General features: G+C 62.5%; 28 protein-coding genes. 18 read left to right on the top strand and 10 right to left on the bottom strand.

What is annotated here, in order from left to right; translation table 11 throughout:
• Window positions 1-18 precede the first annotated feature (18 nt).
• Window positions 19-423, bottom strand: coding sequence for a winged helix-turn-helix domain-containing protein (locus DJFAAGMI_RS12110; RefSeq protein ID WP_043003918.1), 405 nt, complete (start codon window positions 421-423; stop codon window positions 19-21).
• A 171-nt stretch (window positions 424-594) separates the two neighbouring features.
• On the opposite strand from DJFAAGMI_RS12110, the gene DJFAAGMI_RS12105 reads away from it, so the two are divergent.
• Window positions 595-1,332: a uracil-DNA glycosylase gene (locus DJFAAGMI_RS12105; RefSeq protein ID WP_211457323.1), complete on the top strand. Its 738-nt coding sequence runs from the start codon at window positions 595-597 to the stop codon at window positions 1,330-1,332.
• Window positions 1,333-1,352: 20 nt separating this feature from the next.
• Here DJFAAGMI_RS12105 and DJFAAGMI_RS12100 read toward each other — a convergent pair whose 3' ends face one another.
• From DJFAAGMI_RS12100 to DJFAAGMI_RS12085, 4 genes are all read right to left on the bottom strand, one after another.
• Window positions 1,353-2,258, bottom strand: a complete 906-nt coding sequence (locus tag DJFAAGMI_RS12100; protein WP_211457322.1) for a DMT family transporter — start codon at window positions 2,256-2,258, stop codon at window positions 1,353-1,355.
• A gap of 122 nt (window positions 2,259-2,380) precedes the next feature.
• The gene (locus DJFAAGMI_RS12095; protein ID WP_211457321.1) at window positions 2,381-3,235 is read right to left on the bottom strand and encodes a Wzz/FepE/Etk N-terminal domain-containing protein; all 855 of its coding nucleotides are present in this window, start codon (window positions 3,233-3,235) and stop codon (window positions 2,381-2,383) included.
• A 134-nt stretch (window positions 3,236-3,369) separates the two neighbouring features.
• On the bottom strand, window positions 3,370-4,458 hold the full coding sequence (queA, locus tag DJFAAGMI_RS12090) for a tRNA preQ1(34) S-adenosylmethionine ribosyltransferase-isomerase QueA (protein ID WP_003050455.1): 1,089 nt from the start codon (window positions 4,456-4,458) through the stop codon (window positions 3,370-3,372).
• 87 nt (window positions 4,459-4,545) lie between these two features.
• The gene (locus tag DJFAAGMI_RS12085) at window positions 4,546-5,757 is read right to left on the bottom strand and encodes an HD-GYP domain-containing protein (RefSeq protein ID WP_211457320.1); all 1,212 of its coding nucleotides are present in this window, start codon (window positions 5,755-5,757) and stop codon (window positions 4,546-4,548) included.
• A gap of 149 nt (window positions 5,758-5,906) precedes the next feature.
• Between DJFAAGMI_RS12085 and recG the strand changes: the two genes are divergently transcribed.
• The 5 genes from recG (at window position 5,907) to ubiA (ending at window position 11,706) form a co-directional block, all read left to right on the top strand.
• The gene (gene recG, locus DJFAAGMI_RS12080; RefSeq protein WP_211457319.1) at window positions 5,907-8,102 is read left to right on the top strand and encodes an ATP-dependent DNA helicase RecG; all 2,196 of its coding nucleotides are present in this window, start codon (window positions 5,907-5,909) and stop codon (window positions 8,100-8,102) included.
• A 142-nt stretch (window positions 8,103-8,244) separates the two neighbouring features.
• Window positions 8,245-9,213 (top strand): LysR substrate-binding domain-containing protein, encoded by a 969-nt coding sequence (locus DJFAAGMI_RS12075; RefSeq protein WP_003050465.1) that lies wholly within the window; start codon window positions 8,245-8,247, stop codon window positions 9,211-9,213.
• A gap of 63 nt (window positions 9,214-9,276) precedes the next feature.
• On the top strand, window positions 9,277-9,813 hold the full coding sequence (locus DJFAAGMI_RS12070) for a Dps family protein (RefSeq protein WP_249334165.1): 537 nt from the start codon (window positions 9,277-9,279) through the stop codon (window positions 9,811-9,813).
• Between the two features lie 112 nt (window positions 9,814-9,925).
• Window positions 9,926-10,774, top strand: coding sequence for a phosphatase PAP2 family protein (locus tag DJFAAGMI_RS12065; RefSeq protein WP_249334163.1), 849 nt, complete (start codon window positions 9,926-9,928; stop codon window positions 10,772-10,774).
• Window positions 10,775-10,824: 50 nt separating this feature from the next.
• Window positions 10,825-11,706 carry a 4-hydroxybenzoate octaprenyltransferase gene (gene ubiA, locus DJFAAGMI_RS12060; RefSeq protein WP_211457317.1) on the top strand — a complete coding sequence of 294 codons (882 nt, stop codon included), beginning with the start codon at window positions 10,825-10,827 and terminating at the stop codon, window positions 11,704-11,706.
• Window positions 11,707-11,793: 87 nt separating this feature from the next.
• Here the strand turns inward: ubiA and proC are convergent, their stop codons facing one another.
• Together proC and DJFAAGMI_RS12050 are read right to left on the bottom strand one after the other, a co-directional pair.
• Window positions 11,794-12,633 (bottom strand): pyrroline-5-carboxylate reductase, encoded by an 840-nt coding sequence (gene proC, locus DJFAAGMI_RS12055; protein ID WP_211457316.1) that lies wholly within the window; start codon window positions 12,631-12,633, stop codon window positions 11,794-11,796.
• A gap of 70 nt (window positions 12,634-12,703) precedes the next feature.
• Window positions 12,704-13,882 carry an esterase-like activity of phytase family protein gene (locus DJFAAGMI_RS12050; RefSeq protein ID WP_211457315.1) on the bottom strand — a complete coding sequence of 393 codons (1,179 nt, stop codon included), beginning with the start codon at window positions 13,880-13,882 and terminating at the stop codon, window positions 12,704-12,706.
• Between the two features lie 107 nt (window positions 13,883-13,989).
• On the opposite strand from DJFAAGMI_RS12050, the gene aqpZ reads away from it, so the two are divergent.
• Entirely contained in the window at window positions 13,990-14,688 is a 699-nt protein-coding gene (gene aqpZ, locus DJFAAGMI_RS12045) for an aquaporin Z (RefSeq protein ID WP_043003927.1), read from the top strand.
• An 80-nt stretch (window positions 14,689-14,768) separates the two neighbouring features.
• Here aqpZ and glpK read toward each other — a convergent pair whose 3' ends face one another.
• The 3 genes from glpK to DJFAAGMI_RS12030 are packed head-to-tail and all read right to left on the bottom strand — an operon-like array spanning window position 14,769 to window position 17,520.
• Entirely contained in the window at window positions 14,769-16,265 is a 1,497-nt protein-coding gene (gene glpK, locus DJFAAGMI_RS12040) for a glycerol kinase GlpK (protein ID WP_211457314.1), read from the bottom strand.
• 14 nt (window positions 16,266-16,279) lie between these two features.
• Window positions 16,280-16,759: a GNAT family N-acetyltransferase gene (locus tag DJFAAGMI_RS12035; protein WP_211457313.1), complete on the bottom strand. Its 480-nt coding sequence runs from the start codon at window positions 16,757-16,759 to the stop codon at window positions 16,280-16,282.
• Window positions 16,756-17,520 carry a DeoR/GlpR family DNA-binding transcription regulator gene (locus tag DJFAAGMI_RS12030; protein ID WP_034373828.1) on the bottom strand — a complete coding sequence of 255 codons (765 nt, stop codon included), beginning with the start codon at window positions 17,518-17,520 and terminating at the stop codon, window positions 16,756-16,758. The genes DJFAAGMI_RS12035 and DJFAAGMI_RS12030 overlap by 4 nt, the downstream gene beginning before the upstream one ends.
• Before the next feature lie 500 nt (window positions 17,521-18,020).
• On the opposite strand from DJFAAGMI_RS12030, the gene DJFAAGMI_RS12025 reads away from it, so the two are divergent.
• From DJFAAGMI_RS12025 to rplO, 11 genes are all read left to right on the top strand, one after another.
• The gene (locus DJFAAGMI_RS12025) at window positions 18,021-19,616 is read left to right on the top strand and encodes a glycerol-3-phosphate dehydrogenase/oxidase (RefSeq protein ID WP_211457312.1); all 1,596 of its coding nucleotides are present in this window, start codon (window positions 18,021-18,023) and stop codon (window positions 19,614-19,616) included.
• A 422-nt stretch (window positions 19,617-20,038) separates the two neighbouring features.
• Complete coding sequence (gene rplN / locus DJFAAGMI_RS12020) at window positions 20,039-20,407, top strand: 50S ribosomal protein L14 (RefSeq protein ID WP_003050500.1); 369 nt, start codon at window positions 20,039-20,041, stop codon at window positions 20,405-20,407.
• Between the two features lie 12 nt (window positions 20,408-20,419).
• Complete coding sequence (gene rplX / locus DJFAAGMI_RS12015; protein ID WP_003050504.1) at window positions 20,420-20,737, top strand: 50S ribosomal protein L24; 318 nt, start codon at window positions 20,420-20,422, stop codon at window positions 20,735-20,737.
• Window positions 20,738-20,747: 10 nt separating this feature from the next.
• On the top strand, window positions 20,748-21,287 hold the full coding sequence (rplE, locus tag DJFAAGMI_RS12010) for a 50S ribosomal protein L5 (RefSeq protein WP_003050507.1): 540 nt from the start codon (window positions 20,748-20,750) through the stop codon (window positions 21,285-21,287).
• 8 nt (window positions 21,288-21,295) lie between these two features.
• Window positions 21,296-21,601, top strand: coding sequence for a 30S ribosomal protein S14 (rpsN, locus tag DJFAAGMI_RS12005; RefSeq protein WP_003050509.1), 306 nt, complete (start codon window positions 21,296-21,298; stop codon window positions 21,599-21,601).
• Between the two features lie 20 nt (window positions 21,602-21,621).
• Window positions 21,622-22,017, top strand: a complete 396-nt coding sequence (gene rpsH / locus DJFAAGMI_RS12000) for a 30S ribosomal protein S8 (protein WP_003050510.1) — start codon at window positions 21,622-21,624, stop codon at window positions 22,015-22,017.
• A gap of 24 nt (window positions 22,018-22,041) precedes the next feature.
• Complete coding sequence (gene rplF, locus DJFAAGMI_RS11995; RefSeq protein ID WP_003050512.1) at window positions 22,042-22,575, top strand: 50S ribosomal protein L6; 534 nt, start codon at window positions 22,042-22,044, stop codon at window positions 22,573-22,575.
• Window positions 22,576-22,586: 11 nt separating this feature from the next.
• The gene (gene rplR / locus DJFAAGMI_RS11990) at window positions 22,587-22,952 is read left to right on the top strand and encodes a 50S ribosomal protein L18 (protein WP_003050513.1); all 366 of its coding nucleotides are present in this window, start codon (window positions 22,587-22,589) and stop codon (window positions 22,950-22,952) included.
• 15 nt (window positions 22,953-22,967) lie between these two features.
• The gene (gene rpsE / locus DJFAAGMI_RS11985) at window positions 22,968-23,489 is read left to right on the top strand and encodes a 30S ribosomal protein S5 (protein WP_003050515.1); all 522 of its coding nucleotides are present in this window, start codon (window positions 22,968-22,970) and stop codon (window positions 23,487-23,489) included.
• A 14-nt stretch (window positions 23,490-23,503) separates the two neighbouring features.
• Window positions 23,504-23,686, top strand: coding sequence for a 50S ribosomal protein L30 (rpmD, locus tag DJFAAGMI_RS11980; protein WP_003050517.1), 183 nt, complete (start codon window positions 23,504-23,506; stop codon window positions 23,684-23,686).
• An 11-nt stretch (window positions 23,687-23,697) separates the two neighbouring features.
• Window positions 23,698-24,129 (top strand): 50S ribosomal protein L15, encoded by a 432-nt coding sequence (rplO, locus tag DJFAAGMI_RS11975; protein WP_003050519.1) that lies wholly within the window; start codon window positions 23,698-23,700, stop codon window positions 24,127-24,129.
• Window positions 24,130-24,152 lie beyond the last annotated feature (23 nt).

Raw genomic sequence — 24,152 nt, 5'->3', positions numbered from 1 at the left:
GCAGGCGGCTGCGCAGGTTCAGCGCAGCACCTGCACGTCGGCATCCAGAAAATAGCCGGCGCCGCGCTTGGTCTTGAGCAGCGTGGGCGAGCGACCCGACGTTTCGATCTTGCGGCGCAGGCGCAGCATCTGCACATCGATGGCGCGGTCGAAGACCGTGTCTTCGGCCTGCGTCATATCCATGATCTGTTCACGGCTCATGATTTGCTTGGGGCGCTTGAGCAGGGCCAGCAGCAGTGCGAACTCGCTCTTTGTGAGCCCCACTTCGTGCCCGGCGGCGCTGATCAGGCTGCGCGTGCGCAGGCGCAACTCCCAGCCTGCAAACCTGAAACCCTGGGGGTTGAGGCTGAAGGCCGGGCGGGCATAGGAGAAGAAGGCCTGCGCGGCAGAGACTGGCAAGTGACTGGCAGAAGACGTGTGCATGAAAAACTCCCTGTGAGCCCGAGCTGCCGAGCGGTCAGCTGTGTTGGAGTCGATTTTTTGCAAAATGTCAGAATGTGTCACTCACTGAAATCAGGTATTTTGGGTCCCCGATAGTCGCCAAGCCTGCAGGAACTCCTTTGGGACGGACGTGGAAGTTGAGAAAATCAAGGCATGAACCTCACCAGCCAGAGCACAGTTGCTAACACCGCAGCGCCTACCCAGTTGACGAGTGCAGATCCGCAGGACTGGCCAGTCTCGTCAGGTTGGCAAACCGCTGTCGACACCTTTTTTGCGGGAAATACCGGCCAGAAGCTGCTGCAGTTCCTGCAGCAAAGGCTGGATGTCGGTGCGGTGATCTTTCCCCCGGCCCCCTTGAGGGCCCTGGAGTTGACACCGCCGGAGGATGTGCGTGTCGTGATCCTCGGGCAGGACCCCTATCACGGCCGCGGGCAGGCCGAGGGGCTGGCATTCTCGGTCGCCCCCGGGGTGCGTGTTCCGCCTTCGCTGCAGAACATCTTCAAGGAAATGCAGCGCGAGCTGGGGACGCCGTTTCCGGCTTTTCCCCAGCCCGGCGGCAGTCTGGTGGGCTGGGCCCAGCACGGCGTGCTGCTGCTCAACACCAGTCTGACGGTGGAAGAGGGGCAGGCCGCAAGCCATGCCAAAAAGGGCTGGGAAGAGCTGACCGACGCCATCATTCGCCAAGTGGCCGAGCAGGGGCGGCCCACGGTCTTCATGCTCTGGGGCTCGCACGCCCAGTCCAAGCGGGTGTTCATTCCCCAGGATAGAGGCCATCTGGTGCTGATGAGCAACCACCCTTCGCCGCTATCGGCCTTGAGGCCGCCCGTGCCCTTTATCGGTAACGGGCACTTCGGCAAGGCCAGGGAATTCAGGCTCAGGCACGGCTATTGAGAGGCTCGTTCTCCGGGGGCTCAGCGCTTTTCCCGGATGCCCAGCCAGACGCCCATCAGGCCGCTGAGCGTCACCACCGCCATGCCGATCAGCGATGTGCTGTCGGGAAGCTGTCCGAAAAACAGCCAGCCCATCAGCATGGCGAAGCCGATCTGGCTGTAGAGAAACGGGGCGACAGTCGCAGGCGTGGCGTGGGTGTATGCCTGCAGCAGCATCAGGTGGCCGATGCCGCTGCAAAGCCCCATCACGGCCGCCGCCGCGTAGATCTGCCAGTGATCGATAGGCTGCCATACCAGGCCGACCAGCGGCGTGGTCAGCAGTATCGGCAACCAGGTGGAGTAGAGCTGGGTGGTCGGAGGCGAGTCCAGGCGCGACAGGCGGCTTCCCAGCACCTGGTAGGTGGTGCCGGATATCAGCAGACCCACGGGCCACAGGGCGGCCAGGCCCAGGGCCTGACCGTCATTTTCCGGTCGCACGATGGCAATCACGGCCAGCAGACCGATCACCAGCAGCGCCCAGCGAGCAGGGCTGACCTGCTCCTTGAAGAAGAGTGCCGATGCGACCACGATGAACAGCGGGGCTGCAGACCAGATGGCCGTGAAGTTGGCCAGAGGCATGTTCTGTATGCAGAAAAAGGCGCAGACCGTGGTCAACAGCCCAGAGATCGCGCGCAGCAGCTGAAATTTCAGGTTCCGGGTCTTCAGTGCCGACAGGCCATGCCGAGGCAAAACCAGCACGCTGGTGACAAAGGCCTGGGCCACGAAGCGCAGCCACAGCACCATGAGCACCGGCAGCAGCTTGCCGCTGAACTTGGTGGCGCTATCCAGAACCGCAAACAGTGCACAGGCGAATATGGTGAGCAGAACACCGCGGATGGCAGACTGCGCTGACGGGGAAAGTGTGGGAGAGAGCCAGCGGGAGAGCATGTCCGTAGCGATTTGCGACAAAGAAGCGAGGAATTCTAGGGGGCGAGGCGTCCGACCTGCGTTGCGGCGCCCAGAAAAATGCCCGCACTGTCGGGTGCGGGCATGGGGTGGGCGGTGAGGGCTTACCAGGGCATGGCGTTACGAATACGCGCAATTTTCTCGGCCTGCTCGGGCGAGGATTCTTTGGCGGTGCGCAGCGCCTGTCGGATGAAGACAAACAGCAGCAGCAGGAAACCGGTGCCCACGGCCGCACCAATGGCCAGCATGGGCTTCTTGGGCTTGATGGAGCGCTCGGGCAGGGTTGGCATCTGGATCACATCGTCGTTATCCAGACCGCCGAGGCGACGCTCCATGTCCAGAATCCCCTTCTGGCGATTGCTGTTGGCGGTCAGCAGTTCGCCATAGAGGCGGCTGGTGGCTTCGGTGACACTTTTCCCGGAGGAGAGGTTGGCGGAGGTGTCATGCTCGAGCTTGAGCGACTCCTCCAGGCGTGTCTTCTCGGAAGCCAGCTGCACTTCCAGCTGCTTTTTTTCCAGACCGCGTGGCTTGCTCAGGGGAAACAGGGTGTCCAGCAGCGCCTGGTTGAGCTTTTGAGCCGCTTCGGGCGACTTGGCCTGCGTTGCAATATTCAGCAGCTTGTCCTGCTTGCCGACATTGACCGTGATGCGCTTGCTGAGCTTTTTATAGATCTCTTCCTTGGTCAGGCCATCGTCCAGGCCTGCAACGGGAGCAATCTGGTGCAGAACGTCTGCGGACATGGCCAGGCTGGCGGCCATGGGGGCGGTAAAGCTGGAGCCGGCACGCTCCACCTGAACCGATGCGCTGCTTTCGTAGGTCTTGGGGATCACCAGACCGATGCCATAGGCTGCGATGCCCGCCAGCAGCGGGCAGAAAATCAGAATCTTCCAGTTTTCCGCGAGAGTGACCAACAGATCCAGCAGATCCAACTCTTCATCTTGTGGGGTTTGAACTTCCATTGATTTTTCTAAATGACTAAATAAATAAGCACTTTGACAAAACGATGAAATCTACCACTAAGAAAAGATTGGACCCAGTGTTTCTGTAACTCCTTATGCGAGGAGCCGCCACAGCGGCTCCAATATGTTGCAGATCAGCGCTGGCGCTCCAGCAGCATGGAGTCCCCATAGCTGAAGAAGCGGTAGTGCTGGGCAATCGCATGCTGGTACATGGCCATGATGTGCTCGTAGCCCGCAAAGGCGCTGACCAGCATCATCAGCGTGCTTTTGGGCAGATGGAAGTTGGTGATCAGCATGTCCACCACCTGGTACTGAAAGCCCGGGGTGATGAAGATGCTGGTGTCGCCGGTGATATTGCCGTACTTGGCCCAGGACTCCAGCGTGCGCACCGTGGTGGTGCCCACGGCAATGATGCGGCCGCCGCGCTGGCGGCAGCGCTCCATGGCGGCCAAGGTGGGCAAGGGAATGTCGTACCACTCGCTGTGCATGGTGTGGTCGGCAAGGTTTTCGGTCTTCACGGGCTGGAAGGTGCCGGCACCCACATGCAGGGTGACGCTGGCGCGCTCGACGCCCTTGGCTTGCAGGGCGGCAAGCACGGTTTCGTCGAAATGCAGGGCGGCGGTCGGTGCGGCCACGGCGCCGGGGTGGGCTGCGAACACGGTCTGGTAGCGCTCGCTGTCTTCCTTTTCATCAGGATCATGCTCGGCGTTCTGCTGGCGCTCGATATAGGGCGGCAGCGGCAGGTGGCCGAACTGCTCCAGCAATTCATAGGGCGACTCGCCCTGGTTGCCCTTGAAGGAAAGATGGAACAGCGGCCCGTTCTCGTCCGGCCAGCGGCCCAGCAGCGTGGCTTCGAAACCTCCATTCCTGAGGCCGCCGCAAAGATGGATCTTGGCACCGGGCAAGGGCTTCTTGCTCACGCGCATGTGAGCCACGACTTCGTTGTTCTGCAGCACGCGCTCGACCAGCAGTTCGATCTTGCCGCCGCTGGCCTTTTCGCCGAAGACGCGTGCTTTGATGACCTTGGTGTCGTTGAAGACCAGCAGGTCGCCGGGCTGCAGCAGATCGGGCAGTTCGCGGAAGATGCGGTCGGTGGCGGGGAGGCTGCGGCCATCAAGCAGGCGCGAGGCGCTGCGAACGGCGGTGGGATGCTGGGCAATCAGGGATTCGGGCAGGTCGAAGTCGAAATCGCTGAGTGTGAATTCACGGGTGCTGGAAGACATGCGGTGCTTGAGGGCCGTACGAGGCCCGTTCCAAGTTCAATCAAACAAGTGGGCGATTGTCGCAAATCGCCATTAGGGCTGCCGGCTTCAGGGCTGAGCAGCAGCTGGGGTCCAGAGCTCGTTGAGATTCCTGAAGGGCCAGTCGGCAGGGTCTTCGCGCCCGACGATGCTGTCGTTGGCATGGGGGCAGGCCAGGTCGAGAATCTCGGGCGTGATGCGGCGCTGCTGGCTGAGGCAGTAAAAGCGCCGTACCTTGGGAGTCAGCAGGCAGTTCGGCGAGACATCCAGCACCACGGCAAGATGCTGAGACTGCAGCCGCACCAGCGAGCCCAGCGGGTAGATGCCCACCGTCTGGACAAACTGCTCGAAGATGGCCTTGTCGAAGTGGTGGGGCGCCCATTGCGCCATGCGCTGCAGCGCGATGGCCGGGTGCCAGCCCTGCTTGTAGGGGCGATCCGAGGTGATGGCGTCATAGACATCGCAGACGGCCGTCATGCGCGCCATCAGACTGATGTCGTCCTGCTTCAGGCCGTCGGGATAGCCCGTGCCGTCGACTTTTTCGTGGTGATGCAGGCAGGCATCGGTGACAGCATCATCCAGGCCCTGGGGCAGCAGGAGTTCGTAGCCCCAGCGAGGGTGTGACCTCATGATGACCCATTCCTCGGCATCCAGCGCCCCTGGCTTGTTGAGCACCTCCAGAGGCACTTTGCTCTTGCCGATGTCGTGTAGCAGGCCCGCGACGCCCGCCAGATGCACCTGGTGTTCGTCCAGGCCCATGCGGCGCGCCAAGCCTATCATCAGGGCGCATACCGCGATGCTGTGCATATAGGAGTAGTTGTCCGCAGTCTTCAGGCGCGCCAGGCTGATCAGGGCATGGGGGTTGCGCTTGATCGACTCCGCCATCTCGTCGACCAGCTGGCCTGAGGCTGGCAGGTCCAGCGGACGTCCCAGGCGAACGTCCCTGAACATGGTCTTCAGCACATCGCGCGCCTGCCCGATGATCTGGCGGGCCTGCTGCAACTCCACGCTGGTTCTGGTGAGCCGTGCAGGCGAGCTCGGCGCGGCTTCATTGTCAGGCGCTTCGGAGACCTCGGCGGGCGTGATGTCGGGAGCGATGTCGGCGCCTCTGCCGGTGTCTATCCACACCTGGCGGATGGTGGTGGCAAGCAGGCGTTCCAGGTCCCTGGGCTGTTCGAGCAGGAGGCTGGCACGCAAAAAGGGATGCTCCATCCACGAGCCACAGAACTCGTGCACGAACATTCCTGGGCGCAGGTGCTCGACATCAACTCGCTTCAACATGGATTTCTACTGAAACACAAAGTAACAAGCTGGGAATGGTAGCGATTTTGCATTTCTTGCGCTGGCGGACAGTTGTTTGCAAACCTGGATATGCTGTATATACATACATTGCTTTCCCTGTTGCGGGGAGTGTAGCCAAGGAGTCCTATTTGTCTGTGTCAAAAAAGCCTGTTGCCGAGCCAAAGTCTGCTGCCAAGCGCGCTGGCACTCGCGCTGGCACTCGTGAAAAAAAGGCAGGCACGGATCTGGATGCCGCTCCCAAAAAGACCCTCAGCCCTGCGCAGCAGGCGCTGTTGAAGATGGGGCTGACACGCGATATCGACCTGGCTCTGCACCTGCCGTTGCGCTATGAGGACGAAACCCGCATCGTGGCGCTGAAGAACGCGCGCGATGGCGAGACGGTGCAGATCGAAGCCACGGTCACGCACAGCGAGGTGCAGCTGCGTCCGCGACGCATGCTCAAGGTCACCGTGGACGATGGCAGCAGCACCTGTCTGCTGACCTTCTTCAGCTTCTACCCGTCGCAGCAAAAGACCATGGCGCCGGGCGCACGCCTGCGCATCCGCGGCGAGGTCAAGGGCGGTTTCTGGGGACGGCAGATGATGCATCCTGCGTTCCGGGTGGCGGGCGGAGAGCTGCCCACGGCGCTGACTCCGGTCTATCCCGCCAGCGCAAGCCTGCCCCAGGCCTATCTGCGCCGGGCCATTGCTTCGGCGCTGCTGCGTGCCGATCTGTCCGAGACCCTGCCTCCGGAGCAGTCGCCTCCCATTGCGCAGTTCTATGGTCAGAATGGGCTTCAGCCCTCATATGACTTGCGCAATGCGCTCACTTTTCTGCATCACCCAACGCCTGATGTGGCACTGGTCACGCTGGAGGACCATTCCCATCCTGCCTGGCAAAGGCTCAAGGCCGAAGAGCTGCTGGCCCAGCAACTGTCCCAGTACGAGGCCAAGCGCGAGCGCGCCCGCTTGCGCGCGCCCGTGCTCAGGCCGCAGGCCGGGATGGCGGATCTGACCCAGCAGTTTCTGGCGCAGCTGCCGTTTGGCCTGACGGGGGCGCAGCAGCGCGTGGTGGGCGAGATTCGGGCCGATATGGAGCGCCGCATTCCCATGCACCGTTTGCTGCAGGGCGATGTGGGCTCTGGCAAGACGGTGGTGGCGGCCTTGTCTGCCGTGGCCTGCATCGAGGCTGGCTGGCAATGCGCATTGATGGCGCCCACCGAGATTCTGGCCGAGCAGCATTTTGGCAAGCTGGTCGGCTGGCTGGAGCCGATTCTGGCGCCGCTGGGCAAAAAGGTCGCCTGGCTGGCGGGGGCCCAGAAAAAGAAGGAGCGTGCCGCGATGCTGGCGCTGGTGGAAAGCGGCGAGGCGGCGCTGGTCGTGGGTACCCATGCCGTGATTCAGGAGCAGGTCCAGTTCAAGAACCTGGCCTTGGCGGTGATCGACGAGCAGCATCGGTTTGGCGTGGCCCAGCGTCTGGCGTTGCGGCAAAAGCTCGCAGCCACGGGCATGGAGCCGCATTTGCTGATGATGAGCGCCACGCCGATCCCGCGCACCCTGGCCATGAGCTATTACGCCGACCTCGATGTCTCCACCATCGACGAGCTGCCGCCAGGGCGCACGCCCATCGTCACCAAGCTGATCTCGGACAGCCGCAAGGACGAGGTGATCGAGCGCATCGGCGCCCAGGTCGCCAGCGGGCGCCAGGTCTACTGGGTCTGCCCGCTGATCGAGGAAAGCGAGGCGCTGGATCTGTCGAATGCCACGGCCACCCATGAATATTTGAGCGAAATGCTGCCCGGTGTCATGGTGGGCCTGCTGCACTCGCGCATGCCCACGGCAGAGAAAAAGGCCGTGATGGAGCTGTTTTCGGCCGGCGTCATGGGCGTGCTGGTGTCCACCACCGTGATTGAAGTCGGTGTGGACGTGCCCAATGCTTCGCTGATGGTCATCGAGCACTCGGAGCGCTTCGGACTGTCGCAGCTGCACCAACTGCGCGGCCGCGTGGGGCGAGGTGCTGCGGCTTCGGCCTGCGTGCTGCTGTATTCGGTCAATGACAACGGACGCCTGTCCGATACCGGCAAGGAGCGCCTGCGGGCCATGGCCGAGACGAATGACGGTTTCGAGATCGCGAGGCGGGATCTGGAGATTCGCGGTCCGGGCGAGTTCCTCGGCGCCCGGCAGTCCGGCGCTCCCATGTTGCGCTTTGCCGATCTGGAGCAGGATGTGCTGCTGCTGGACTGGGCGCGCGAGCTGGCACCGCTTATGCTTGAGCAATTTCCTGCGCTGGCGGCACGCCATGTCAGCCGCTGGCTGGGTGGCAAGGCCGAGTATCTGAAGGCCTGAAGTACCGAAAATTGCGTCTGTAGACGTAAATAGTTACGTTTTTGCAGGAATATATGTAATCTTTTGCCTTGGTAATATGTGATTGAATGCAAAAACAGGATGAATCAATGCCGTTATTGATGATCCGAAAGATCCACTCTCTATGACTCTTACCGAATTGAAGTACATCGTGGCCGTTGCGCGGGAGAAGCACTTTGGCCGCGCAGCCGAAGCCTGCTATGTGTCCCAGCCTACGCTGTCCGTGGCGATCAAGAAGCTGGAGGAAGAGCTGGATGTCAAGATTTTCGAGCGCAGTGCCGGCGAAGTCTCGGTCACCTCGCTGGGCGAGGAGATCGTGCGTCAGGCGCAAAGCGTGCTGGAGCAGGCCAACGAGATCAAGGAAATCGCCAAGCGCGGCAAGGACCCGCTGTCCGGCGTTCTGACCCTGGGCGTGATCTACACCATCGGCCCCTATCTGCTCCCCGATCTGGTGCGCAACTCCATCAATATGACGCCGCAGATGCCGCTGATGCTGCAGGAGAACTTCACCGTCAAGCTGCTGGAGATGCTGCGCACGGGCGAGATCGACTGCGCCATCATGGCCGAGCCTTTCCCGGATACCGGTCTGGCACTGGCGCCGCTTTACGACGAGCCCTTCATGGCCGCCGTGCCCAGCACCCACCCGCTGGCGCAGAAGAAGAGCCTGTCCACCACGGATCTCAAGAACGAGACCATGCTGCTGCTGGGCGCGGGTCACTGCTTCCGCGACCATGTGCTTGAGGTCTGCCCCGAATTCGCGCGCTATGCCAGCAACTCCGAAGGCATTCGCCGCACGTTCGAAGGCTCCTCGCTGGAAACCATCAAATACATGGTGGCCGCCGGCATGGGCGTGACCCTGGTGCCGCGCCTGTCCGTGCCCGAGGATGCGCTGGCTCCCATCGAGCGCCGCCGCCGCGCCGACGAGCCTCATATCCGCTATCTTCCGATTCATGAGGAAGACGGCATTGCTCCTCCCACCCGCCGGGTGGTGCTGGCCTGGCGGCGCAGCTTCACGCGCTATGAGGCGATTGCCGCACTGCGCAATGCCGTCTACGCCTGCCCGCTTCCGGGAGTGCAGCGCCTGTCGCAGTAAGCGTGGCTTCAGCGGCTCTAAGAGGGCGGGAGTCTGGATTCGTTAAACCTGAAAGGTGAGTGCATGACCAAGCAAGGCAAGGACAAATCGCAGAAACAGAAGTCGGACGCCGCGCCGCAGGTGCCCGCCGGCATCCACATCGGCATCGGCGACGAGGACCGCGCCGCCATTGCCAAGGGGCTGTCGGCGCTGCTGGCCGACACCTATACGCTGTACCTGACCACGCACAACTTCCACTGGAATGTCACGGGGCCCATGTTCAACACGCTGCACACCATGTTCATGGCGCAGTACACCGAGCTGTGGAATGCCGTCGATCCCGTGGCCGAGCGCATCCGCGCACTGGGCCACCATGCGCCTGGCTCCTATGCCCAGTTCGGCAAGCTCACCAGCCTGCCCGACGCACCGGCCCAGCCGCCCAAGGCCCTGGAGATGGTGCGCATCCTGGTGCAGGGCCACGAGGCCGTGGCGCGCACGGCTCGCCAGCTGTTTCCCCGTGCCGACAAGGCCGGCGACGAGCCTACGGCCGATCTGCTGACCCAGCGTCTGGCCGTGCACGAGCAGACGGCCTGGATGCTGCGCTCCCTGCTCGAAGAGTGAGCCGCGCCGCGGCAACTGCCCGGCCCGGCCATAGTTTCAGTTTCGCTTAAGCCCTGGCGGGTTAGCCTCTGGAGGCCCGTCAGGGCTTTTTCGCTTTTTGATGCTGAAAGGAATGAGCGTGCTTGCTGTGGTGGAACCCGTGGTCTTGCTGATGCAGTGGGTGGACGGACATGCCATCTGGGTGTTGCTGCTGTTGTTGCTGGCTGCGGCCTGCGTGCTGCGCTGGCGTGCGCAGGGCCGGGCCGCGTGGCTGTGGCAGGACCACAGCACGGATCTCAGGCCTGGCGGCAATTGGCTGCTTGCGGTGGCGGGGTTGGCTGCCACTGCTCTGGCCTTGCTGGTCGTCGGCGTGCAGCAGTCCCAGTCCCTGCAACCGCCGCAGGGGCTGATGGCCTTGGACCTGAAGCTGCAGAGTGCGGTGAGCGCAGGCCTGCCGCCCGGTCTGCAGCCCCTGGTGCGGGGCTGGACCATGCTCGGGGATTTGCGCGTCATGGGGCTGCTGAGCCTGGTCGTGGGCCTGTGGCTGCTGTGGCGACGCCAGGGCCTGCAACTGCTGGGTTGGGTGGTGGCCGTGGCCGGCACGGGACTGTGGGTGCGCTTCATCAAGGCGACCCTGCAGCGCGAGCGTCCGCTGGGCGGTCTGGTGCATGAGGCCGGCTTCAGCTTTCCCAGCGGCCATAGCGCAGGCACGGCCGCGATTTTCGGCATGCTGGCCTGGCTGGTCGCTCGCCGACTGCCGCCGCGCTGGCGGGCCTGGGTCTTTGCGGCGGCAGCGATGCTGGCCCTGAGTACGGGCTTGAGCCGCGTGTTGCTGTCTGTGCACCATGCCAGCGATGTGCTGGCAGGCCTGTGCCTGGGTCTGGGCTGGACGGCCCTGGTGCTCTGGTTGACAGACCGTGTCGAGCATGGGGGTGGCGCCCTCAGGGCGGTGCAGGCCGAGGCACAATTGCCGCTGCGCTGACCGCGGCCTGGGGGCCCGGTCATGATCTCCTGTCTTCCGGAATCCCTTTCATGTCCGCCTCCATTCCTGCTTCGCCGCGCTCCAAGCTGTCGCTGTATCTGGATCTGATCCGCTTCAACCGTCCCGCGGGCTGGCTGGTGCTGGTCTGGCCCACGCTGGTGGCACTGTGGGTGGCCGGTCAGGGCTTTCCGGGCTGGCATCTGCTGGTGGTCTTTGTGTTGGGCACGGTGCTGATGCGCAGCGCCGGCTGCACCATCAACGATATTGCCGACCGCGACTTCGACAGGCATGTGAAACGCACCACCCAGCGCCCCATCACCAGCGGCCAGATCTCGGTCAGGGAAGCCGCCATGGTCGGCCTGGTGCTCACGCTGGTGGCCTTCGGCCTGGTGCTGTCCACGCGCTGGGAGGCCGTGGCCTGGTCGGTGCCCGCCGTGCTGTTCACGATTCTCTATCCGTTCACCAAGCGCTTTTTTGCCATGCCGCAGGCCTTTCTGGGCATTGCCTTCAATTTCGGCATCGTGATTGCGTTTGCGGCGGTGACGGGCGAGGTCAATGCCACGGCCTGGACGCTGTGGCTGGCCAATATGTTTCTGGTGCTGGCCTATGACACCGAATACGCCATGGTGGACCGCGATGACGATCTCAAGATCGGCATGAAGACCTCGGCGATCACCCTGGGCCGTTTCGATGTCACGGCCATCATGCTGTTCTTTGCCCTGTGCTGGGGGCTGATCGCCTGGGTGCTGGCTCCCTATCAGCTGGGCTGGCCCTTCTGGCTGGGCATGGGCGTGGCAGCAGCCCAGATCGTCTGGCATTTCAGCCTGATCAAGAACCGCACGCGCGAAGGCTGCTTTGTCGCCTTCAGCAAGAGTCACTGGATTGGCGCTGCGATCTTTGCGGGCGTGGCGCTAGGGTTTGCGTTGAAATAGTCCTGTTTTGATAGCTTGAATCGCTTGATTGATAATCGATAGATGGCTGAAAGATCCATAAAGAAAACCGGCCTCGGCCGGTTTTCTTTATTTGCCGAACTCGGCGGCCAGCTCTTGTGCGCGGATCTGGGCCTTGCGCATGGCTTCGATGAAATGCTCGGGCAGCTTCTGCTCCTGCATATGGGTAATGGCGGCATAGGTGGTGCCGCCCTTGCTGGTCACGCGCTGGCGCAGCACTTCGGCGCTCTCGCTGGAGCGTGCCGCCAGTTCCGATCCACCCGCAAACGTGGCCACGGCCAGCTTGTAGCTTTGCTCGGCGCTGAGGCCCATGTCGACGCCGGCCTGGGTCATGGCTTCGAGGAACAGGAATACATAGGCCGGGCCGGAGCCGGAGATGGCCGTCACGGCATCCAGATGCGCTTCCTGGTCCACCCAGGTGAGTTCGCCGGTGCTGCCGATCACGGTCTCGATCAGGGCCTTGCCCTGGGCATCCACCTCGGGGCGGGCGAACAGGCCCGTCATGCCCTTGCCGACCAGGGCCGGGGTATTGGGCATGGCGCGCACGATGTGGCGGGTGCCGGTCCAGGCCGCAATGCTGTCGGTGGTGATGCCGGCAGCTACGCTCAGGTGCAGGGCGTTGCGGGTGTGGGCGGCAACGGGAGCGGCCGCCTCCTTGAAGCTCTGGGGCTTGACGGCCCAGACCACCAGCTGGGCGCTTTGCAGGGCCTCGGTGGCGGCGGGCAGGGCGTCGATGCCGAAGCTGGTCTTGATCGCAGCACGCGTGGCTTCAAAAGGCTCGACCACGGTGATGCTGCTGGCCGGAACGCCCTGGCGGATCAGGCCGCCGATGATGGCGCTGGCCATATTGCCGCCGCCGATAAAGGCGATGGGAGGGAAGACGGAGGTCGAGTGGTCGGTCTGGCTCATGATGGTTAGATTCGCTTTGCAATGCAGCAAGTGGGCAAGCCTGTATTCGGATTCCAGGCGCAGAACGGCACTATAAACCTGCGCCGCAGCGGCCGTGCTCCTCGCTCAGGGCGACGAACTGGGTGACTTCGGCGGGATTGAAGTTGTTGTCGCTGACCAGCAGCAGCACGCGCCGGCCATCGGGCAGCAGCGGTCCCCAACTCATGCCCTCCAGGTTGTCCACGGACCGCAGGCCGGCATCGGCCAGGTCCAGCAGCAATTCCTTGTCTGCGGGGCGGTAGCTGCCCGGCACGAGCCGGCTCTGGCCCAGCGTGTCACTGCTGGCGTCGGCGCGGGTGCTGATGCGGTAGATGCGGGCGCCGAAGCGCAGCGGCGGCGCAAAGGAGCGCTCCAGCACCAGCAGATGCTCTGCGTCGTCGGCCAGCACGGCGCTGATGCCGTTGATGGCGCCGCGTTGCAGCCACAGGTCGGCAGGCATGGCATCGGGCTGGTAGGCCAGCTGGCGTCGGGGCTGTTGCGTGCCCATGTCATAGGCAGTGATGCGCACCGGGCCGCCCGCTTGGCCGGGTGTGGGCAGGGGGCCGTCTTGTCTGAGCGCCGCTTCCATGGCCAGCCAGAGCGTCTTGCCATCCTGACTCAACGCCAGACCTTCGAGCGTGAGGTTGCTGCGCGGCCCCTCGGACTTGCGGGCCGGCAGGCGTAGCTCGGGCGGTAGCGGCCATTCGCGCTGCCAGCGCCCGTCCGTGCCCGATTGCAGCAGCTGCGGGCCGAATCCGCGTGCGAAGTCGCCCTCGCTGCTCCAAATCAGGGACTGCCCTCCCGGCAGCACGCGCAGGGCTTCCGCATCGGGCGTTGCGATGCCGGGCAGGGGCTGGCGGTGGCTGGGGTAGGGGGCCTGGGCGGGGCTGAGCAGCGGTCGCGCGTCGTGCAGCCTGACCTGGTGCAGGCCGCTGGCGTCGTAGTCGATGCGGGCCGTGTAAAAGCGCGCCGGTCCATGGGCGACACGGTCGTCGCTGACCAGGTAATACAGACGGCTGCCCGCGTCGTAGTCGATCGAGGACAGGCCGCCCACGGGCGTGCCGGCAAACAGCTGCTCGTGCGGCCAGCGGATCTCGCCGAGCAGAGACCAGGGCCGGGCCTGGGGCGTGCTGCAGATGCGATGGGGTGTGAGCGACGCCGTCGTGCAGGCAGCGAGGCTGGCGCAGATCAATGAGAGGCACCAAAGCCAGCGCGGTCGTGGATTGTTCACATTTGTGCCTTGTACTTTTCGCCGATCGCTTTCTAAGATTCGCAGCGGTACGGTTCCATGCCGCGTGGTGCGGCACGGGCAACGCTCATTGGAAATAGGGAGCAATCATGGCATCCAATGTCAAAAAATGGTCGGCGGAGTTTCTGGGTACTTTCTGGTTGACCTTTGGCGGTTGCGGCAGCGCGGTGCTGGCAGCTGCCTTTCCCGAAGTGGGCATCGGCCTGTTGGGCGTGTCCTTTGCCTTCGGTCTGACGGTGCTGACGGGGGCCTATGCCTTCGGTCCGGTCTCCGGCGGCCACTTCAACCCGGCGGTCTCCGTCGGTCTGGCGGTGGCCGGCCGCTTTCGCTTTGCCGAGCTGCCCGGCTACATCATCGCCCAGGTCCTGGGCGCCATCGTGGCGGCAGCCATGCTGTACTTCATTGCCAGCGGCAAGGCCGGTGCCCATGTGACCGATCTGGCCACCAATGGCTATGGCGAGCATTCGCCGGGCAAGTTCAATATGGCGGCGGCGCTGGTGACCGAAGTCGTGCTCACTGCCGTGTTTCTGCTGGTGATCCTGGGCTCCACCACCAAGAAGGCCGCCGTGGGCTTTGCGGGCATGAGCATCGGCCTGTGCTTGACGCTGATCCATCTGATCTCCATTCCCGTGACCAATACCTCGGTCAACCCCGCCCGCAGTACCGGCCCGGCGCTGTTCGGTCCTGCCATCGCGCTGGAGCAACTGTGGCTGTTCTGGCTGGCTCCCATCGTGGGCGCCATCATCGGCGCCGTGATCCACAAGGCGCTGCTGGGCGACGAAGACTGAGCGCTGCGGCTGTTGTGGCCCAAGGGAAAAGGGATGCCCTGGTATCCCTTTTTTGATGGTGTTGGCCGGACGGCACGGCTCTACTGCGCCGTGGTCTGACGCACAGCCTGTTCCCAGCGCTGCATCAGCTCGTCGGCGCGGTCCTTGCTCAGCGTGGGCAGGAAGCGGCGCTCGGCCTTCCACAAGGCCGATAGCTCCTCGGTGCTCTGATAGACGCCGCTGGACAGGCCTGCCAGATAGGCCGCGCCCAGGGCCGTGGTTTCCACGCAGGCCGGGCGCACCACGGGAATGCCAAGCAGGTCGGCCTGGAACTGCATCAGCAGATTGTTCACACAGGCGCCGCCGTCCACACGCAGCTCGCTGACCGGCGTGCCGCCCGTGGCCACGGCGTCGCGGCTCATGGCGCCGAGCAGGGCCGCACTCTGGTAGGCAATGGATTCCAGGGCCGCACGCGCGATATGGGCCATCGTCGTGCCGCGAGTCAGTCCGGTGATGGTGCCGCGCGCATCGGGCTTCCAGTAAGGAGCGCCCAGGCCGGTAAAGGCCGGCACCAGCATCACGCCGCCGCTGTCGGGCACGCTTTCGGCCAGTTGCTGTACCTGGCCGCTGTGCTCGATGGCCTGCAGGCCGTCGCGCAGCCACTGCACCACGGCACCGCCGACGAAGACGCTGCCTTCCAGCGCAAACTGGGGCTGGCGGCTCGCCTGGGCGGCCGATGTGGTCAGCAGGCCGTTGCTCGAGGTCTGGAAACTGCTGCCCGTATGCATGAGCATGAAGCAACCCGTGCCGTAGGTGTTCTTGGCCATGCCCGCGTCGAAGCAGGCCTGGCCGAACAGCGCGCTTTGCTGGTCGCCGGCCACGCCGCCGATATTGATGGAGCCGCCCAGCACCTCGTCCGCCGTCTGGCCGAAATCGGCGGCCGAGGGCAGGACTTCGGGCATCAGGCCCGCAGGAATGTCGAGCAGGGCCAGCAGATCGGAATCCCATTGGTTGCTGTGCACATTGAAGAGCATGGTGCGACTGGCGTTGCTCACATCGGTGACATGGCGCTTGCCGCCCGTCAGCTGCCAGATCAGCCAGCAATCCACCGTGCCGAAGGCCAGCTCGCCGGCTTGCGCAGCAGCGCGTGCGCCGGGCACATGATCCAGCAGCCATTTGAGTTTGGTGCCTGAAAAATAGGCATCGATGCGCAGGCCGGTTTTCTGCAGAATGGCGTCGCTGTGACCGGCTTCGCGCAGCTGCACGCAGGTGGGTTCGGCGCGGCGATCCTGCCAGACGATGCCGTGGTGGATGGGAGCGCCGGTCTTGCGGTTCCAGATGATGGTGGTCTCGCGCTGGTTGGTAATGCCCACCGAGCGGATATCGCCAGCCTTGAGGCCCGCCTTGGCCAGCGCCTCCTTGGCGGTGGTCAGCTGGGTGCGCCAGATCTCGCGCGGGTCATGCTCCACCCAGCCCGGCTGCGGGTAGATCTGCGGCAGCTCCAGTTGGGCCGATGCCACGATGCGGCCTTGCGTGTCGAAGACGATGGAGCGGGAGCTGGAGGTGCCCTGGTCCAGGGCGAGCAGATAGGTTGTCATGAATTGTCCGTGGTTCAGAGGGGGAGCACAAAGCGCGCCATTTCGGCCTGTTCGCTCCAGCCCTGGCGGGAATAGAAGCCGCGCACATAGGAAGGGCGCTCGCGGTTGTTGACCAGCCAGATGCGCAGGCAGTGGCGCTCGCGCGCAGCCTGTGTGGCCGCATCCAGCAACTGCTGGCCCAGGCCGGCACCGCGCGCTGCTTCGGCGACAAACAGCTCGCTGACATAGGCCTCCCAGCCCTGCTGTACGGCGACCGGCAGCCAGTGCACGGCGCAGTAGCCGTGAATGCGGTGCTGGTCATCTTGTGCCACCAGCATCAGGGAGCGCTCCGGCCCGGCCTGCAGCTCGTCCAGCAGTGCCTGCACGGCCTCGGTGTTCTGCGCGACGGAATGGGTTTCATAGGCCTTGAACCAGCCGATGTCGTGCAGCAGCCCTGCAATGCCTGCTGCATCCTCGGGGAGCGCGGGACGGATCAGATAGGGGGCTGCGTTCATTGGGCGATGGTGCATTGCACCTCGGCATCGCGCAACAGGGCATCGAAGGGGGCGGAAGGCGGCACGTCGGTGAACAGGCGGTCGATCTGGTTCAGGCGGGCCAGTTCCACCATGGCCTGTCGGCTGAATTTGCTGTGGTCGGCCGCCAGCCAGACTTCGCGCGACTGGCCGATGATGGTTTGAGCTACCTTGACCTCGCGCAGATCGAAGTCGCGCAGGCTGCCGTCCGATTCGATGGCCGAGATGCCGATCACGGCAATGTCCACCTTGAACTGGCGCATGAAGTCCACGGCAGCCTCGCCCACGATGCCGCGGTCGCGGGTGCGCACCACGCCGCCCGCGACGATGACCTCGCAATCGGCATTGCTGCTGAGGATGGCGGCGACATTGAGATTGTTGGTGATGACGCGCAGGCCCTTGTGCTGCAGCAGGGCCTGGGCCACTGCTTCGGTGGTGGTGCCGATGTTGAGAATCAGCGAGCAGCCGTTGGGAATGGCCTCGGCAATGGCGCGCGCAATGCGCATCTTGCCTTCGGCATGCAATACCTGGCGCTGGGTATGGGCCAGATTCTCCACGGTGGCGCTGGGCACGCGCACGCCGCCATGAAAGCGCACCAGCAAGCCGGCATCGGCCAGCTTCTGGATGTCGCGGCGCACGGTTTGCAGCGTGACCCCGAGGATTTCGGCCAGTTGCTCTACCGAGGTGGATTGGCGGGCGCGGACTTCTTCGACAAGCTGCAACTGGCGGGGATTGCTGTTCATGACTGGTGACTGGTTATATAGGTGCTATTGGCGCATGGACGCGCAGCAGGCAAAGAGCTCTACAGGCGAGAGCGTCGGCCGCAGCGGGCAGTGCAGGGATTGTGAGCGAATCCAAACGAACCTCTAATAGGGTGATTTTCTATGGAATTGCCCGGTAAAAAACAAAAATGAATCCATGCCAAGTCTGAAGTCTGACAGCAAGCTGCGGTGATATGTCATCGTGGCGAGTTGTTGCAGCAGTAACAATGGGCGAAGCAAGAAGCATGCAGTTCATGCATGGAGAGCGTGCAAGCGCGCCGATAGCCGGTGTCGCGGTCTGGCCCGAGTGGCGGTCGACCAGCGGCTTTGTCTTGAATCGCGCTAAAACGAATCGATATTTTCGGGTTGCCACCCACGGAAAGCGAAAAAGAGCGAAAATATTCGATCTGAAATTTGTTCTTTGCTGTGTGCCTCCCATCCATGATCGGGAGCGGCACGGCGATCACCGCAGAAGTCGTTCCATGAACCAGTCCACTCAACCCTTGGCTACAACGCGTGCACAACTGCTGGAGCGCCTGGCGCAGACCGAAAGCTTCGATCTGGCCATCGTGGGCGGCGGTGCCACGGGGCTGGGCGTGGCGGTGGATGCGGCGGCACGCGGCTTCAAGGTCGTGCTGCTGGAGTCGCTGGACTTCGCCAAGGGCACTTCCTCGCGCGCCACCAAGCTGGTGCATGGCGGCGTGCGCTACCTTGCGCAGGGCAATATCTCCCTGGTGCGCGAGGCGCTGCACGAGCGCACGACCCTGTTGCACAACGCACCGCATCTGGCCCAGCCCCTGGCCTTTGTGATGCCCTCGTACAAGCTGCTGGATACGCCGTTCTACGGCATCGGCCTCAAGATGTATGACGCGCTGGCCGGCAAGGCCGGCCTGGGAGCGACCGAATTCCTCTCCAGCGCAAAGACCGTGAAATACCTGCCGACCGTGCAGCAAAAAGGCCTCAAGGGTGGCGTCAAGTACTGGGACGGCCAGTTTGACGATGCGCGCCTGGCGCTGGCGCTGGCGCGCACTGCGGCGGCCAAGGGCGCTTTGCTGATCAACTACTGCCCGGCAGAGAAGCTGATCTATGAAAACGACCAGATTGCCGGACTGATCTGCCGCGATGCGGAATCGGGCTGCAACTTCACCGTGCGCGCCAAGTGCGTGGTCAATGCCACGGGGCCCTGGGTGGATCTGTTCCGCCAGCAGGATGCCGAGGCCCAGGGCAAGCCCGTCAAGCCCATGGTGGCGCCCAGCCAGGGCGTGCACGTGGTGGTGGACCGCGAGTTCCTGCCCACGGATCATGCACTGCTGATCCCCAAGACGGCCGATGGCCGCGTGCTGTTTGCCGTGCCATGGCTGGGCAAGGTGATTCTGGGAACCACCGACACGCCGCGTCACGATCTGGCGCGCGAACCCTTGCCCTTCCCCGAAGAGCTGGATTTCATTCTCGGCGAGGCCGGCAAGTATCTGAATCGCCAGCCCACGCTGGCCGATGTGCGCAGCATGTGGGTGGGCCTGCGCCCCCTGGTCAAGCCGCAGGATGATGATGGCGAGAACACCAAGAAGATCAGCCGCGAGCACACGGTGATGGCCAGCAAGACGGGTCTGGTGACCGTTACCGGCGGCAAATGGACCACGTATCGGGCCATGTCCGAGGATGTACTGGCCGAATGCTTCCAGATCGGTCGTCTGCCCAGCCGTCCTGCCGGGGTGACCGTGAACCTGCCTTTGGTCGGTGCGCCGGCCGAGGCGGCCGTCACGCACAGCATGAATCAGAGTCAGGGACTGCACTCCTACGGCACGGATGCTGCCGCCGTGGCGGCGTTGCCGGGTGCGCAGAACTGGCTGATGGACGGGCTTTCCGAGGGCATGGTGCGCTTTGCCGCCCGCTTCGAGTACGCACGTACCGTCGAGGACATGCTGGCGCGCCGCAGCCGCCTGCTCTTTCTCGATGCCCGCAAGGCGGCCGAGATCGCGCCCCGCGTGGCGGCCATCCTGACCGAGGAGCTGGGGCAGGATGTGCATCTCAACGACTTCCTGGCTCTGACCCGCCAATATCTGCCCGCTCAGGGCTGATCTGTGCGGCCGCTCTGTGGGGCGTGGCGTGCGGGCAACAGGCTGTGGCCTGCTTGCCCTGCAAAAATGTGAGCTGTCAGCGCTTTCTATCTATTGATTTCAGATGAAATATTGTTTGAAATCAATGCGGTAAGAGCGCTGCGCGCTATTGTTTTGGTTGCAAGTGCGAAAGGCCTGTCTGCCAGGCTTGGCGCCAGTGAAATCAGTGCGGGTATTGCGGGCTAAACGCTTGACGCACAAAGGATTTCCTGCGACAATCTCATGCTTCACGTGTAAAAGCGTGGAACTTTCTGCCCAGCGGGAAGCCTTTCGGAATGGTCCGAGGGGTGGACGACGGGCCCAAGACTGACCGGCTGCTTGAACGGCCCTTGAGAAGACTCTGGGGCTGTCGAGCGTTGCTGGAGCAAGTTGGGAATATTGAAATGATCCAAACAGAATCTCGGTTAGAGGTTGCCGACAACACCGGCGCGAAGTCTGTTCAGTGCATTAAGGTGCTGGGCGGTTCTCATCGTCGCTACGCAAGTGTTGGCGACATCATCAAGGTGAGCGTCAAGGAAGCAGCTCCTCGTGGTCGCGTCAAAAAAGGCGAGATCTACAGTGCTGTGGTTGTGCGCACCGCCAAGGGCATCCGTCGTGCAGACGGTTCGCTCGTGAAGTTCGACGGCAATGCCGCCGTGCTGCTGAACGCCAAGCTGGAGCCTATCGGCACCCGCATCTTTGGCCCCGTGACTCGTGAACTGCGTACCGAAAAGTTCATGAAGATCGTGTCGCTGGCCCCTGAAGTTCTCTAAAGGAATAGCACCATGAACAAGATTCGCAAGGGCGACGAAGTTATCGTGCTGACCGGCCGTGACAAGGGCAAGCGTGGCGTGGTTTCTCTGCGCAAGGATGACTCCCACGTGATCGTGGACGGTATCAACCTGGTCAAGAAGCACACCAAGCCTAACCCCATGAAGGGCACCACCGGCGGTATCGTGGAAAAGGCCATGCCTATCCACCAATCCAACGTGGCTATCTTCAATGCAGCGACCGGCAAGGCCGATCGCGTGGGCATCAAGGTGAACGCCGACGGCACACGTGTTCGCGTGTTCAAGTCCAATGGCGCTGAAATCGCCGCCTAAGGAGCAACACATGGCACGACTGCAAAAACTCTATCGCGAAAAGATCGCGGCTGAACTGAAAGAAAAGTTCGGCTACACCTCCGCTATGGAAGTGCCCCGTCTGACCAAGATCACTCTGAACATGGGTGTGAGCGAAGCCGTGGCCGACAAGAAGGTGATGGACAACGCCGTGGCTGACCTGACCAAGATTGCTGGTCAGAAGCCTGTGGTGACCAAGGCCAAGAAGGCTATCGCTGGTTTCAAGATCCGCGAAGGCCAAGCTATCGGCTGCATGGTGACCCTGCGTGGCGTTCAGATGTACGAATTCCTGGACCGTTTCGTGACCGTGGCTCTGCCCCGCGTGCGTGACTTCCGTGGTATCTCGGGTCGCTCGTTCGATGGTCGCGGCAACTACAACGTTGGCGTCAAAGAACAAATCATCTTCCCCGAAATCGAGTACGACAAGGTGGACGCTCTGCGTGGTCTGAACATCAGCATCACGACAACAGCGAAGAACGACGAAGAGTGCAAGGCACTGCTCGCCGCTTTCAAATTCCCCTTCAAGAACTGAGGTGGCGCATGGCTAAAGTAGCAATGATTCAGCGCGAACTGAAGCGCGAAAAGCTGGCAGCCAAGTATGCTGCCAAGTATGCAGAACTGAAGGCAATCGCCGGCGACGTGAAGCGTTCCGACGAAGAGCGCGACGCCGCTCGCCTGGGTCTGCAGAAGCTGCCCCGTAACTCGAACCCCACTCGCCAGCGTAACCGTTGCGAGATCACTGGCCGTCCTCGCGGTACCTTCCGCCAATTCGGTCTGGGTCGCGCCAAGGTGCGTGAATTGGCCTTTGCTGGCGACATCCCCGGTGTCACCAAGGCCAGCTGGTAAGCAAGCAGGAGAGATTAAACATGAGCATGAGTGATCCCATCGCTGACTTGCTGACCCGCATCCGCAATGCACAACTGGTCTCCAAGGCCACTGTGTCGGCTCCTTCCTCCAAGGTCAAGGTTGCCATCGCACAAGTGCTGAAGGAAGAAGGCTATATCGACGGCTTCGAAGTGAAGTCCGAAGGTGGCAAGTCCGAACTCGAAATTACCCTGAAGTACTACGCCGGTCGCCCTGTGATCGAACGTATCGAACGTGTGAGCCGTCCCGGCCTGCGCGTCTACAAGGGTCGTCACGCAATCCCTCAGGTCCAGAACGGCCTGGGTGTGGCCATCGTCACTACTCCCAAGGGCGTGATGACCGATCGCAAAGCACGTGCTGCCGGTATCGGCGGTGAAGTGCTGTGCTATGTGGCCTAACGGACATTAAGGAGAAATACTGAAATGTCTCGCGTAGCAAAAGCTATTGTGACCATCCCCGCTGGTGTGGATGTGTCCATCAACGCTGAATCCATCAAGGTCAAGGGCAAGGGCGGCGATCTGTCGCTGGCTCTGAACCGCCTGGTGGCCATCGGCAACAACGACGGCAAGCTGTCCTTTGCTCCCGCCAACGATTCCCGTGAAGCTGACGCTCTGGCCGGTACTTTCCGCCAGCTGGTCAACAACATGGTCAAGGGCGTGACTGAAGGCTTCGAGAAGAAGCTGACGCTGATTGGCGTGGGCTACAAGGCCGCTGCACAAGGTTCCAAGCTGAACCTGGCTGTGGGCTTCTCGCACCCCGTCAACTTCGAGATGCCTGCCGGCATCACTGTCGCTACCCCCACTCCGACTGAAATCGTGATCAAGGGTGCTGACCGTCAAGTGGTCGGTCAATTGGCTGCTGAGATCCGTGCCGTTCGTCCTCCCGAGCCTTACAAGGGCAAGGGCATTCGCTATGCGAATGAGAAGGTCGTGATCAAAGAGACCAAGAAGAAGTAAGGAGCTGCATGATGTTGAACAAGAAAGAGCAGCGTCTGCGCCGTGCCCGTCAGACTCGCATCCGCATTGCCCAGCAAGGCGTTGCACGTCTGAGCGTGAACCGCACCAACCTCCATATCTACGCCTCCGTGGTTTCGGAAGACGGCACTACCGTGCTGGCTTCGGCCTCCACTGCAGAAGTCGAAGTGCGTTCGCAACTCGGCGCCGCTGGCAAGGGTGGCAACGTGGCCGCCGCCACGCTGATCGGCAAGCGCATTGCTGAGAAGGCTAAGGCTGCTGGCGTTGAGAAAGTGGCTTTCGACCGCGCCGGTTTTGCATACCACGGCCGCGTGAAGGCTTTGGCAGAAGCCGCTCGCGAAGCGGGCCTGCAGTTCTAAGCGGAGCGGATACAAATGGCTAAATTTTCCCCCAAAGTGCAAGACGAAGGTCGTGACGACGGTCTGCGCGAAAAAATGATCGCGGTCAACCGCGTCACCAAGGTTGTGAAGGGTGGTCGTATTCTCGGCTTCGCTGCACTGACCGTGGTTGGCGACGGTGACGGTCGCGTTGGCATGGGTAAGGGCAAGTCCAAGGAAGTGCCTGCTGCTGTGCAAAAAGCGATGGAAGAATGCCGTCGCAACCTGATGAAGGTTGCACTGAAGAGCGGCACCATTCACCACTCGGTGAAGGGCCATCACGGCGCTGCCAAGGTCGAACTGCACCCAGCTCCCAAGGGTACCGGCATCATCGCTGGCGGCCCCATGCGCGCTGTTTTTGAAGTGGTGGGTATCACTGACATCGTGGCCAAGAGCCACGGTTCGTCGAACCCCTACAACATGGTTCGCGCAACTTTCGACGCTTTGAAGAACTCCACGACCCCTGCGAACGTGGCAGCAAAGCGCGGCAAGTCGGTCGAAGACATCTTCACCGCCTGATCGGAGTCCAGCACATGACAACACAACAAACTGTCAAGATTCAGCTGGTTCGTAGCCCCATCGGCACCAAAGAGTCGCACCGTGCGACTGTGCGTGGCCTGGGTCTGCGCAAGCTGAACAGCGTCAGCGAACTGCAGGACACTCCTGAAGTGCGCGGCATGATTAACAAGATCGCCTACTTGGTGAAGGTTCTCTGAAAGGATTGATGATGGAACTCAATAGCATCAAGCCTGCAGACGGCGCCAAGCACGCCAAGCGTCGCGTGGGTCGCGGTATCGGTTCTGGTCTGGGTAAGACCGCCGGTCGCGGTCACAAGGGTCAGAAGTCGCGTTCGGGTGGCTACCACAAGGTGGGCTTCGAAGGCGGTCAAATGCCTCTGCAGCGTCGCCTGCCCAAGCGTGGCTTCAAGTCGCATCTGCTGAAGTTCAATGCAGAAGTGACCCTGTCCGAGCTGGATAAGCTCGGCCTGGCCGAAGTCGATCTGGCTGCTCTGAAGCAAGCCGGTCTGGTTGGTTCTATCGCTAAGGTCGTGAAGATCATCAAGAGCGGTGAACTGACTAAGGCTGTCAAGCTCAACGGTATCGGCGCTACTGCCGGTGCCAAGGCTGCCATCGAAGCTGCCGGTGGCAGCATCGCCTGATTAAAGTTCTGAAAGAAGACATC

The organism is Comamonas brasiliensis (assembly GCF_018292285.1).
GTDB lineage: Bacteria > Pseudomonadota > Gammaproteobacteria > Burkholderiales > Burkholderiaceae_C > Comamonas > Comamonas brasiliensis.
Note: the sequence above shows the minus strand (reverse complement) of the source record. Positions and strands in the feature narration are given on the sequence as shown.